The organism is Acetobacter sp. UBA5411, from assembly GCF_002409645.1.
In the GTDB taxonomy this organism is placed as follows: Bacteria; Pseudomonadota; Alphaproteobacteria; order Acetobacterales; family Acetobacteraceae; genus Acetobacter.
Map to the genome: position 1 here is coordinate 35,740 of NZ_DHNR01000031.1, position 12,950 is coordinate 48,689.

A 12,950-nucleotide genomic window follows, 5' to 3' on the forward strand; every position below is an offset into this window, starting at 1 on the left:
CGGCTCGACCCGTTCTTCGCAAACACGCGAGGACGTTGTCATGAACCACATTACGCCGAAAGGCCCCGACACCAAGGCTCCCGCACCGGGCCATGTCACAACAGGCCCCGTCTGGGGCTCAAGAAAAGTCTATTCAAGCCCGGAAAACCATCCTGAAATCCGCGTTCCCTTCCGGGAAATCGCTCTTGATCCGTCAGCCAACGAAGCACCGTTACAGCTTTACGATACCTCCGGCCCTTATACTGACACTGACATCAGCATTGATGTGGCCAAGGGGTTGCCGAAGGTTCGGTCGGAATGGCTGGCGAAGCGCGGCTTCAGCAAGGCGACACCCCGCACGGTGAAGCCAGAAGATAATGGTGGTGCGACTGGCGATAACCTCGTCGATCCATGTCCTGCGCCGCATACGGTTCTCGAAGCTGGCGATGCTCAGCACGTCACGCAATATGAATTCGCCCGCGCCGGGATCATCACCGAGGAAATGATCTATGTTGCACACCGCGAAAATCTCGGTCGCCTGAAGGCTGCTGAAGGTGCGGCTGCACGACGGGCTGATGGCGAGGATTTCGGGGCCGCCATTCCCGAGTTCGTCACACCGGAATTTGTGCGTGATGAAATCGCCCGTGGGCGCGCCATCATCCCGGCCAATATCAACCATCCGGAGCTTGAGCCGGTCATCATCGGTCGCAACTTCCTTGTGAAGGTGAACGCCAATATCGGCAATTCCGCTGTCACATCTTCCGCTGCGGAAGAAGTGGAAAAGCTGGTCTGGTCGATCCGCTGGGGTGCGGACACGGTGATGGATCTTTCGACGGGTCGGAACATCCACAACATCCGTGACTGGATCCTGCGTAACGCCCCGACGCCAATCGGCACGGTCCCACTCTATCAGGCGCTTGAGAAAGTGGGAGGCGATGTCAGCAAGCTTTCATGGGAAGTATTCCGCGATACGCTGATCGAGCAGGCAGAGCAGGGCGTCGATTACTTCACCATCCATGCAGGCGTGCGCCTTGCCCATATTCCGCTGACCGCCGAGCGTGTCACCGGCATCGTTTCACGTGGCGGCTCGATCATGGCGAGCTGGTGCCTGATGGAACACCGCGAGAGCTTCCTCTACGAGCATTTCGAGGACATCTGCGACATCATGCGCAAGTATGACGTCTCGTTCTCACTCGGAGATGGCTTGCGTCCCGGCTCCATTTCCGACGCCAATGACGCCGCGCAGTTTGCCGAACTGGAAACGCTTGGTGAACTGACCAAGATCGCCTGGGCGAAGGGCTGTCAGGTGATGATCGAAGGCCCCGGCCATGTGCCGATGCACAAGATCAAGGCCAACATGGACAAGCAGCTGAAGGAATGTCACGAGGCTCCTTTCTATACGCTTGGCCCGTTAACGACAGATATCGCACCGGGTTACGATCACATCACGTCCGCCATTGGCGCCGCGATGATCGGCTGGTTCGGGACGGCCATGCTCTGCTACGTCACGCCAAAAGAACATCTCGGGCTGCCCAACCGCGATGATGTGAAAGTTGGTGTCATTACCTACCGACTTGCAGCCCATGCCGCAGATCTTGCCAAGGGACATCCATCCGCCAAGCTGCGTGACGATGCTCTGAGCCGGGCCCGCTTCTCGTTCCGCTGGGAAGACCAGTTCAAGCTGTCGCTCGATCCGGATACCGCCCGCGCCTATCATGATGAAACGCTGCCGAAAGACGCCCACAAGACAGCACATTTCTGCTCGATGTGTGGTCCGAAATTCTGCTCTATGCGGATCTCGCAGGATATCCGTGACGATGCGCAGCGCATCGCCGGGATGGAAGAAAAGAGCCGTGAGTTCCGTGAGGCTGGTGGAAAAGTTTACGTGCCTGCTGAGTAATCGGTTGGTTCAGGGTATCTGTTGATATTCGGGGGCATGGTCTTTTTAGGGGGGCCATGCCTCCGAAGCTTTTTTTTGGAAACCTTTTTCCAGAAGACGTTTGAATCAAACTTGTTTTCTTATCTGTTTCCAACGTGAGCCAGTGGCCCAACCCACTGCCACCAGAACGGCTGCTATAGAAAACGTCCCAAGCCATACGAAAATCGCTGTGGAAAGGCTTTCATTTGCACAAAGCCACAGTCCGGTCAGTGGACAGATCCAGCGAAAAATCATGACCCAGCGAGGCAGAACAAGTTTCTCAAATCCGGAAATTCTCTGCATTCTGAGATCAGACGCCGCCTGAATCGACAGACTGACTGTCCAGAGAAGGAAGCAGATGAAAATCATGAAAGACGCCTTGCTATCTGCAAAGAGACCAGCCCCATACAAAACGCTATCAGGTCAACGGCAGCGAAGACCGTTGGAGCATGCATCGGTTGCCACCCCGGTCGGGTCAAAGCATCCAGAAAACCAAGACCAACTGTCAGGAGTGAAAAAGCAATAAGTAGAATTTTCCATGCTTCAAAAGGTTTTTTAATGAAGCATCCTGAAAATCCGAAAAATGCAGCAGCCATCCAGATGGAAAAGAATACTAATATTTCTGCATTGATCCTGCTTTCATGTCCTTGTGGAATCAGACGATTGCCCCAAAGCAATCCAGCGCAAGCGAGAGGCAACCCAACCAGAACACTGATGGAAAGTCCCTCAGCCAGTTGAAAGAGCGTTCGATCACCAGATGTTTTCCGTCTTTTCATCAGGAAAAGGATCAGTCCACTCGCAATCATGATTGTCGTGATTGAACCGGAAAAGAAATACAGCCAGCGCATTCCCGCACCGCCCCAGCGTATGTAATGGATCCCCTCCATAACCTGCTGTGCCCGGGTGAGCGGGCTGGTCAGAAGAATATGTCTTACAAAGCGACTGTCGTAAGAAAAATCCACATGCTCTCTGGTCCTTAAAGGTCCTGAAGCATCCGTGCGCATAAACAGAATAGTGTCTGGCAGGAAAAGAATAGAACCAACCCGACCAACGCCGAGGGTTTTTTCTGCTGCATGGAGAAGAGGCGGGAGAGAAGGAAGCTGTGGCACCTGCCTGTCTGGAGAAGCAGGCTCGCTTTTCGAGGGGGAGGGAACGAGCATCTCTTTCGCCAGACTTACATAGGACTCTGGTGGCAACACAGATCGTGTATGCAGAAAAGTTCCCGTATAAGCCATCATGAACACGAAAGGCAGAAATGGCACACTAGCCAGAACATGCACATCGAGCCATGCCCGAAGGCGTGATGCAAACGGCCTTAAAACAAGAAGGTCCGGAATCAGCGCCTTCAGATGGATGATGACGCCTGAAGCCAGAACTGTGAGAAGCATGAGTCCGGCAAAGGAGACGAGAGTGATGCCCACACTCCCTGATCGCAAAGTGTAATGCAGATCGTAGAAGAATGTGCCTCCTACAGTTTGCCTTGTCGCTATCTGCTCTCCACTCTGTGGAGCGAAAGGCTGTGTCAGGACTTCATGTCCATCATGATAGGACAGACGCAGGACGGGATCGCGCTCTGAGGGCAGAGCGATAAAAGGCTTCTCTCCTTTTAACAGAAGAGACCTGACAGAAGGCAGCATTTTATCGAGCGCCGCATCATTCAATTCGGCGGCTGTCGGCGGCACCTCCGGCTGAAGCCAGCGCGTCAGTTCCGTATCGAACACGGCCAGCGTGCCTGTGATGAACACACACACAAGCAGCAGGCCGGACAGGAAGCCTATCCACGCATGCAGCCAGCCCATACGCGCTCTTAACGTATCGGGAATCATTTCTGCACAAGACTTAAAAGATAAAAAACAATGCCTATAGAGCTGACAAAAATCGGACCTGAAAATTTCCGCCAGTTTCCAAAAGCGATCAGAAACAGCGCTGGGAAAAGCAGGACCGCAATCATCTGTCCCAGTATTGTGGCGTCATGGCGGCTTCCCGCTCCCCAGCGTGGCGACCCCAGAGTAATGAAATGCACGCAGGTCCATGCCAGAACAAAAGACAGCACAAGACGTGCTGTCATGGCGAGCGCTGAAACAACAGTTATTTTTCGTTGACGGATCACGGGTAATTTCAGCTTTAAAAATTGGAGCGCAGTGTGAACATGAAATTCCGTGGTTCTCCGTAGTAGTTGTAGTAATTCAGATTTCCCAGACGCTGATAATAGCGTGTGTTGGAAATATTGTTGAGTGTCGCAGTGGCTTCCAGATGACGGCTCCACTGATACCCGACCTGAGCCGACGCGACTATATAGCCTTTTTGCGTGACAAGACGATTGGTGCCGAATGTCCCGCTCTGGGCGTTGATGCCCCCTCCGATACTCCAGATATTGTTCTCGGCGCCGACATAGGGCTCGAAGCGATAATGCGTCCAGAGCTTCCACAGATGACGGGGAGAATTTGGCGCATAAGCTAACCCCGCCTGAGTGGCGCTTCCATTGTTCAGGATGGTGTTGTCATTGAATGTATAGCTGGCATTGATATCCCATCCACGGGCCGGACGACCGATAACTTCCACTTCAGCGCCCTGACTGCGGGTCTTGCCGGTGGACAGGTAACAGTCATCGTTATGAGACGGTCCGCAGACCATGCCCAGACTGCTGTTATAGATCGACTCATTCCGCTCGATGATCTTGTAACCGGCAACCGTAAAACCGAGACCATGATTAAAGAGATCGCCCTTGATGCCCCCCTCTATCTGATTGCCGCGAACGGGTGCAAGGCGACCCTGTGTATCGTAAGCCGATTGCGGCGAGAAAATCGACGTATAGCTGGCATAGAGTGAAATGGCCGGAATGACGCGCCATACTCCACCAATATAGGGAGTCAGTATTCCCTGCTGGTTGATGGAAGTTTCCATTGGACCACGTGTCGGACCAAGCTGCTGCTCCTTGCTCACATACCCGCTGATCCGTCCGCCCAGCAGAATGGAAAAGGTGGAAACGGGCTTGATGAGCGCCTGACCATAGACACCCCACTGGTCACTCGGCTCACGATACCGGTTCCTGATAGTCGGCAGTGTGATGGACGAGAGCCGGTCAGGCGAGAAAATGGGAATACCCCTCAACTGGGGATTGCTAGTCGCCGTCAACGAGGCCCCGCCGCCCTGATAAACGTAATGATTGTAATCGGCACCGGCCATGAGCGTGTGTGTCTGGCCAAACAGATGAACCGGACCGGTGAAGTAACCATCAACACCGTCATTGACCTCGCTGTACTTCGTGTTCGCTGCTGTGAAGTTCGCGGTCTGTGCGACAGCATTGTAACTGCTGACATAGGCATATTGCAGCGTCGTGTCGGACGTCCGGTGACGGCCATTCACCCTTGCCCGCCAGCCGTGACTGAAGACATGCTCCCACTGCCCCTCAACCTCCACCATTGGCGCGGAGGAAGTATTCCAGTTGGAGCCAATGAAGGTGTTGTGCGCCAGATTCAGATCACCGCCCGTAGCGCTTCGTGGAAGCCCCATGAAACGGGTCGTGTCATTCCCCTGATAGGACACCATGACACTCAGTGTATCATGATGCGTCAGGCGGAAATCGGTCGCAGAATAAATGGTCCAGCGACGATCCGAGGCATTTTTATAAAAGAAGTCCCGATCTGTCCCGGCCATGACCAGTCGTGTGGACACGATTTTTGAATTTCCTATGGGCCCACCAACGTCAATCATGGCGTGGTAGTTATTCCATGAGCCAGCGGAAAAAGAGCCGTTCGCCTGAAACTGGTCCGTCGGTCGCTTGTGAACGAAATTCACACTGCCGGCAGGCGTGCCTGCTCCCTGCAACAGTCCACTTGGGCCACGAAGAACCTCGATCCGGTCATAGATCGCGAGATCATACTGCTGGCTGAGATTAAGACCGCCTGTCGAAGGCACGCCGTCATATTGCGACTGCAACTGAAAACCTCGAGCGGAATAACCAGCAGTTCCATCACCATACAGATTGACGTTCACACCTGCGACCTGCTTCAGCGCCTCATCAATCGTGTTCAGATTCTGGTCCTTCATCTGCTGTGTGCTCAGGACCGAAATCGATTGCGGAACATCCTGTGGTTTCATCAGCATCTTTGTCGTGGTGACTGCGCGCACCGTGTAGGTTCCGGTACCGTCTGTCGTGGCGTTCGGCCTGCGTCCCAGCACCAGAAGCTGTTCAATGCTCCCCGGAACCTCATTCGCCTCGGAACCGTTTTTTTTCAGATCAGCCTTTTTGTCAGCGTGCTTTTTTGAATTCGTTTTGCCAGCACTGATTGCGGACTGCTTTTTATCCTCGTCAGGATCAACGGTTGCAGCAGCCTGTGCGCTTACACTCATGAACGACAGAAAAGCCAGAACCGTTACCCCGCAGTGGGGAACCTGCCTGAATGAAACGGATACTGAAGGCATCTGTACGCCAACCTTTGTGACCTGAAACGTTGCTGATCACGGGTTTGTGACATACCAGCCATGCAATGTCCATGAAACTAAGAATTATTATCATCTAAAAACTGACGTATGAAAATAATGAACTGTTATCAACATGTTATCTGAGAAGATTTTTTCCTCTCTCCTCTGAAAACTCCACACTACCGGCTCACCCTTGTGCTCCGGCAACTCACCGACCATTTTCTTCAGACAGCCTCATTCCCTGTCGTCATGAAAGAGAACCATGCAGGAGATCTATCTCGACAATGCCGCCAGCACGCCATGCGATGCGCGCGTCATGGCGGTCATGGCTCCTCTTTTCGCTGAGGAATTCGCCAACCCACACAGCGACACGCATGCGCCGGGCAAACGCGCTGCCGAGGCCGTCGAACAGGCGCGCGGGCACGTTGCTGAGCTGATCGGGGCCGATCCAAGAGAGATCATCTTCACCTCTGGCGCGACGGAGGCGAACAATCTTGCCATCAAGGGAGCGGCACGCTTCCGGATGAAGCAGGGTGACGGACGTAAACGCATCATCACCGTGGCGACGGAGCACAAATGTGTTCTGGAAAGCGTGCGGGATCTGGCGCAGGAGGGGTTTGAACCCGTCATTCTCGGCGTGGACCATAACGGACAGGTCGATCCCGCCGCCCTCCGGGACGCACTGGCCGTTCCCACTGCGCTGGTCAGCATCATGGCCGCCAATAACGAGACGGGCGTGATGCAGGATCTGTCCAATCTCGGACGCATCGTGAAAGAGGCAGGCGCTCTCCTGCATTCGGACCTTGCGCAGGCGGCGGGCAAGATGGTGGTCGATGTCCGGGAGCTGGATCTCGATCTTGCCTCCATTTCTGCTCACAAGATGTATGGCCCCAAGGGTGTGGGCGCGCTCTTTGTCCGCAGACGTCCCCGCGTCCGGCTGGAGCCTCTGTTCTCCGGTGGTGGACAGGAGCGGGGATTAAGGTCCGGCACCCTGCCCTCCACCCTGATCGCAGGGTTTGGCGAAGCCGCACGCATTGCCCGCGCTGAGTGGCAGGCTGATGACCAGCGCCTCTCCACGCTCGCGCAGGAACTGTTTCATGGCCTGAGCGAGCGACAGACACCTTTTGTCATCAATGCGGAAGCGGCCCGCCGCCTGCCGGGCATCATCAGCCTCCGGCTACCCGCCGCTCCGGCCATACAGGTCATGGAAGCACTTCCCCAGATGGCGCTGTCGGTCGGATCGGCCTGTTCCTCAGCTGATCTGGCCCCTTCCTACGTGCTGACCGTCATGGGTCTGAACCCTACGGAAGCGGCGGAAAGCTTGCGTCTCTCGCCCGGACGCTTTACCACGCCCGCCGATATCGTGCGTGTGGCAGAGTTGCTTGCCGACGCAGCACAGAGGGTGCGGGCAGAACGCTCCACCCAATAGGACAGACTGAGCGAGAACTCCGAAATGCCTCACATGATTTTCGTCGAGCCCGATGGTACCGAGCGCAAGGTCGATGCGCCTGTTGGTCTTTCCGTTCTGGAGATTGCCCACAAGCACGGCGTCGATCTGGAAGGCGCTTGCGAAGGCTCGCTGGCCTGCGCGACATGCCACGTCATTGTCGATCCCTCCTGGGCTCCGAAACTCTCGCCTGCGACCGAAGATGAAGAGGATATGCTGGACCTCGCCTTCGGACTTGAGGCAACATCGCGTCTCGGCTGCCAGATCATCATGAGCGATGCGCTGGACGGCCTGACCGTTCGTCTGCCCCGCAAAAGCTGAGCCCATCCCGGTCCCGTCGGAAGAACGACGGCGGAGGCCGGACGTTCTTCCCGTGAAAGGGGTCTGACCATCATGCGTATTCTCGTTGCCATGTCCGGAGGCGTCGACAGTTCCGTTGTCGCCGCGCGTCTGGTCGAACAGGGGCATGAGGTCATTGGCGCCACGCTGCAACTCTACGACACGCGTGGGGAAGCCAAGAAGGGTGCCTGCTGTGCGGGTCGTGATATTCAGGACGCCCGCGAAGTCGCGGAACGGCTGGGCATCCCGCATTACGTCATCGACGCTGAAGAGCGCTTCCGTGAGAGCGTGATCGAGCGCTTCGCCTCTTCCTATGCTCAAGGCGAAACGCCTGTTCCCTGCGTCTCCTGCAATCAGGGCGTCAAGTTCACCGATCTGCTCGGTCTTGCGAAGGATATCGGCGCGGACGCCATGGCGACCGGTCACTATGTCCGTCGTGTCGAAGGTTCCAGCGGAGCCGAAATGCACCGCCCCGTGGACGCTGACCGCGACCAGAGCTGGTTCCTGTTCGCCACCACCCGCGACCAGCTCGACTATCTGCGCTTCCCATTGGGTGAGATGCCCGACAAGGACGCCGTGCGGCAGGAAGCCGAGCGGTTTGGTCTGCTGGTCGCCGACAAGCCGGACAGTCAGGATCTGTGTTTCATCCCCAAGGGCAATTACTCCGATCTGGTTGAGACGCTCCGCCCCGACACGCGCGGCGAAGGCGAGATCGTGGATCGTCAGGGTAATATCCTTGGTCACCATGAAGGCGTGACACGCTTTACCATCGGCCAGACCAAGCGCCTCGGTGACGCTGCGCAGATTGCCGGAGAGCGGCAGATGGTCGTGGCGATCGAGCCCGGCAAGCGACGTATTGTCGTGGCCCCGCGTGAAAGCTCCATGGTGACAGTCTGCCAGTTACGGGACATGAACTGGCTCATCGCACCTCCAGATGACGGTGTGCGCTGCATGGTGCAGCTTCGTGCCCGCGAGAAGCCCCGCGCCGCCACGGTAAGGCCTGTCGGCACTGGCGCCGAGGTCATTCTGGAAGAACCGGCTCTACCCGCTCCAGGGCAGGCCTGTGTGCTTTACGACGGCACCCGCGTGCTGGGTGGAGGTCTGATCTGCCGCACAAATGAGCAGGACGCATAGCTGAGTTGCGTGCTCTTCTCGACTGCCAGCAACAAAGCGACTAGAGTTTCAGTCTGTCTCACGAACCGGACCATGCGGAAAAAATGAATCAACACGTCTCGCACGAAGCCGATTTGCAGGATCTCCCGACCCGTATTCTCGTGGTTGAGGATGACGCCGGCATGCGAACCCTCCTGAGCCGCACATTGCAGGCGGATGGTTATCGCATCCGTGCGGTTCCTGATGCTCGTTCCATGTGGGATGCGCTTGAAACCGAAACAGCCGACCTCATCATCCTCGACGTCATGATGCCCGGCATGAACGGTCTTGATCTATGCCGCAGCCTCCGGCAAGGCGGCATCAAGGGCGGCGTGGAGGACGCGTCCTTCACCAACATTCCCATCATCATGGTTTCTGCCCGCGGTGAAGAGCTTGACCGTGTTCTGGGGCTCGAGCTTGGAGCGGACGATTACGTCGCCAAACCGTTCGGGCAGAAGGAACTGCTCGCCAGAGTGCGGGCCGTGCTCCGGCGTGGCCAGAACAGTGCGGCCCCAGCCGTCGCTGCCGGGCGTCAGCGCAGGGAAGTCATCAACTTCGCGGGCTGGTCACTCGATCTGCGTCGCCGCGAGCTATATGACCCCTCCGGTGCCGTGGTTGAAATTTCCGGCGCGGAACATGATCTGCTGGTCAGTTTCCTCGATAATCCGCAACGTGTCATCGGACGCGACCGGCTGCTCGAACTCTCCCGCACCCGACTGGGCGACGTGTCCGACCGATCCATCGACGTGCTGGTCAGTCGCCTGCGCCGCAAGCTGGGCACGGAAGCCGACAACCTGATCCGCACAGTCCGTGGACAGGGCTATATCTTCACCGCACCGGTTGAACGGGTCTGACAGCGGACATTTCCGTGCAGCAGGACAGCGCCGCTCCACGTGAAAGACTGATCCGTCTCTGGCCACGCGGCCTCATGGGGCGCGTGCTGTTCGTGCTTCTGGCGTCGATCGGCATTGTCTTCGTCGCCAGCTGGACGCTCTACGAGCACGCGGAAGCCTATATTGAGGACAGCGACCGTTTCGACCTGATCGGGGAACGGCTGGCCACCGATGTCCGCGTGATTGACGGCGCGCCCGCCAATACCCGCGCGATGCTGTCCACCATGCTGTCCACGGACGATCTGCGCATCAACTGGCGACCTGCAACAGCCGTGCATGAGGTTCATGAGGAACCCAAGGGCATGAATCAGCTGCATGCGCGGCTGGTAAAGGCCAATCCCATTCTCGGCCATTCCGCATTACAGCTCTACACTGGCGGGGCCGGTCGCTGGACGGATATCGGCGGCACGGTCGAATTGAACGACAGAAGCCAGATTTCCTTCACCGCGCCTGACATTCTTCGCAGTCATGTCGTGACGCAGGGGCTGGCGACAGCCGCCATCGTCACGCTGGCGGTCCTGCTTGTCGCCGTCATGCTGGTGCATGCGCTCAGCCTGCCTCTACGGGCGCTCGCCACCGTCGCCGACACGATAGGAGCCGGTGACTGGGAGCCGATTGCCGAGAAGGGTCCGAAAGAGGTCCGACGTCTGGCGCACGCAATCAATGCGATGCAGACCCGTATCACGCATCTGATCGAAGACCGCACCGAGGCTCTTGCGGCGGTGTCGCATGATCTCCGGACCCCGCTGGCGCGTCTACGTCTGCGCGCCGGTTTTATCGGCGATGCGGAGGCGCAGGACGCCATTGAAGCCGATATCGACGAGATGGAAGCGATGGTGGACGGTGTGCTGGCCTATCTTTCTGGGGAGAAGGAGAGGGAGGCGATCCGTTCGACCGATCTGGCGGCTATCTTGATGACCATCATGGACAACGCCACGGATCGGGGAGACACGGTCACATATGAAGGCCCTGACCGGCTGCCGCTCGTGCTTCCGTCTCTGGCCATAAAGAGAGTTTTCACGAATCTTGTTGAAAATGCCCTGCACTATGCCGGGTCGGCCGTCATCTCCGTGCATCTGACGACGGACGATGTGATCGTAAATGTCGATGACGATGGACCGGGTATTCCGGAATCTGAAATAAGCCGCGTCACCACACCATTCTATCGTGTGGAATCTTCACGATCCCGTCGAACCGGCGGACTTGGTCTGGGTCTCGCCATCGTCAAGCGCGAAGTGGAACGGGCGGGCGGGACGTTCTCTCTGTGTAATCGTCCGGGCGGCGGCCTGCGGGCGCAGGTCATCCTGTCTCTTCACCGCACGCCTGTCCCCTGATCAGAACAGTCACATCGGGTTGCTACCGGGTTTGTTGACCGTTTTATGTCAGTATTTGTCAGCGTTCTGCGGAAATCCTTCCGTAACGCACGGTCCGCACGGTGTTCCGCCAGAAAAATGTCAGCCTCCTGACGGAGACGATGCATTGTCAGTCAATCTATCCTGTGCAAGATCACTGACCATATTGATATTGAGACATACAGCCTCTCATCCGCCCCGTTTTTCCTGACACACGAATGAAAGGAGGGAGACGTAATGCCGACAACAAAAACAGCCATTCCGCTTCCTTCCGAAGTCAACAATGCGCTGGCCGATGGTCTGGTGTGGGCTATCCATTGCCAGCCCGAGAACACGTCAGAAAACACACCTGCCAAACTGTCACCTGAAGACGCGACCCGGTGTCTGGAGGATACGTCTTTCCCGGCAGATGGCTGGGCATGGCTGCATTTCGACATCGTGCACACCCGTTCACGGGCGCAGGTCGAGGCCATTCCCACACTGACCGAGGACGCCATACAGACCCTGACCAGCACGGATGTCGGCCCCCGTCTCGAAGGAGACGATGACCTCGTTTATGGTGCTCTTCCGGCTTTCGACGACGCCGCCTCAGACGATGACCGCGATGTCTGTGTCTGGCGCTTCGCCATGCGTCCCAATCTGTTGATCACCACGCGTCGGCATCCGGTTCCGGCGCTTGGGGTGGTGTATCGGGAACTGCATCGCAAGAAGATACCGGATAACCCAGCGGGTCTTGTGGACATGGCGTTGCTGGAATTTGCCGATACGGCCCGCCGTACGCTTTCCCGTCTGGATGATCAGCTTGATCGCGCCGAAGATGTGCTGCTGCTGCTCGACCGCGATACGGATCTTGGACGAATGGGCGGTATGCTTGGTCAGGTGCGTCGTCGTTCAACCGAACTGCGTCGTGTCATCTCACCGGTCAATCGTATCCTTCATGATGAAGAACTGGAAATTCCTGAATGGGCCGAGGACGATCTGAAAGATCGTTCGGAGCGGCAGATTCACGGCGCGCTGGATGACCTTCTGGCGCTTCAGGATCGCGCCCGTTCCTTGCAGGACGAACTGACATCGGGGCAGGCGGAAGAAACGAACAGACGGCTTTACATCGTGTCCGTCGGAACGACCCTGATGCTGCCCGCAACGTTTGTGACCGGCTTCTTCGGCATGAACACCGCCGGCATGTTTCTGACGAGCGGTGAATGGGGAACCGTCATCGCCGGAGGGCTGTGCTTCCTGATCATGCTGGGAACATGGCTGGTCCTGAAAGTGACCCGCCTGCTGTGAAGTCTGATCGGCTTTCATTCAGTCAAAAGTTTTTGGGTGCTGCCTTTTTTCAAAAAGGCATCGTATTCTGAAGCTTTTTGAAAAAAGCTTCACCAAAAATTTTTATGACTACAGAAACGTTGAGAGATAGGAATATTGTTTCCAAGGAGCAGTTGGGC

General features: G+C 56.8%; 10 protein-coding genes. 7 read left to right on the forward strand and 3 right to left on the reverse strand.

Annotated elements, in window-relative coordinates; genetic code table 11:
* Positions 1 to 40: 40 nt before the first annotated feature.
* Entirely contained in the window at positions 41 to 1,879 is a 1,839-nt protein-coding gene (gene thiC, locus B3759_RS09520) for a phosphomethylpyrimidine synthase ThiC (RefSeq protein WP_291365899.1), read from the forward strand.
* Between the two features lie 383 nt (positions 1,880 to 2,262).
* On the opposite strand, the gene B3759_RS09525 is transcribed toward thiC, so the two are convergent.
* From B3759_RS09525 to B3759_RS09535, 3 genes are read right to left on the reverse strand one after another with little or no spacing between them, the layout of a single operon-like run.
* On the reverse strand, positions 2,263 to 3,696 hold the full coding sequence (locus B3759_RS09525) for a PepSY-associated TM helix domain-containing protein (protein ID WP_291365695.1): 1,434 nt from the start codon (positions 3,694 to 3,696) through the stop codon (positions 2,263 to 2,265).
* 23 nt (positions 3,697 to 3,719) lie between these two features.
* Positions 3,720 to 3,965, reverse strand: coding sequence for a hypothetical protein (locus B3759_RS09530; protein ID WP_291365696.1), 246 nt, complete (start codon positions 3,963 to 3,965; stop codon positions 3,720 to 3,722).
* A 56-nt stretch (positions 3,966 to 4,021) separates the two neighbouring features.
* Positions 4,022 to 6,322, reverse strand: coding sequence for a TonB-dependent siderophore receptor (locus B3759_RS09535; RefSeq protein WP_291365697.1), 2,301 nt, complete (start codon positions 6,320 to 6,322; stop codon positions 4,022 to 4,024).
* Between the two features lie 262 nt (positions 6,323 to 6,584).
* On the opposite strand from B3759_RS09535, the gene B3759_RS09540 reads away from it, so the two are divergent.
* From B3759_RS09540 to B3759_RS09565, 6 genes are all read left to right on the forward strand, one after another.
* Positions 6,585 to 7,751, forward strand: coding sequence for a cysteine desulfurase family protein (locus B3759_RS09540; RefSeq protein ID WP_291365698.1), 1,167 nt, complete (start codon positions 6,585 to 6,587; stop codon positions 7,749 to 7,751).
* 24 nt (positions 7,752 to 7,775) lie between these two features.
* Positions 7,776 to 8,090: a ferredoxin family 2Fe-2S iron-sulfur cluster binding protein gene (locus B3759_RS09545; RefSeq protein ID WP_173573163.1), complete on the forward strand. Its 315-nt coding sequence runs from the start codon at positions 7,776 to 7,778 to the stop codon at positions 8,088 to 8,090.
* A 72-nt stretch (positions 8,091 to 8,162) separates the two neighbouring features.
* Complete coding sequence (mnmA, locus tag B3759_RS09550) at positions 8,163 to 9,242, forward strand: tRNA 2-thiouridine(34) synthase MnmA (protein ID WP_291365699.1); 1,080 nt, start codon at positions 8,163 to 8,165, stop codon at positions 9,240 to 9,242.
* Between the two features lie 83 nt (positions 9,243 to 9,325).
* Positions 9,326 to 10,114 (forward strand): response regulator, encoded by a 789-nt coding sequence (locus B3759_RS09555; RefSeq protein WP_291365700.1) that lies wholly within the window; start codon positions 9,326 to 9,328, stop codon positions 10,112 to 10,114.
* A 14-nt stretch (positions 10,115 to 10,128) separates the two neighbouring features.
* Positions 10,129 to 11,487 (forward strand): ATP-binding protein, encoded by a 1,359-nt coding sequence (locus tag B3759_RS09560; RefSeq protein WP_291365701.1) that lies wholly within the window; start codon positions 10,129 to 10,131, stop codon positions 11,485 to 11,487.
* A 255-nt stretch (positions 11,488 to 11,742) separates the two neighbouring features.
* Positions 11,743 to 12,792, forward strand: coding sequence for a CorA family divalent cation transporter (locus B3759_RS09565; RefSeq protein WP_291365702.1), 1,050 nt, complete (start codon positions 11,743 to 11,745; stop codon positions 12,790 to 12,792).
* Positions 12,793 to 12,950: the final 158 nt, after the last annotated feature.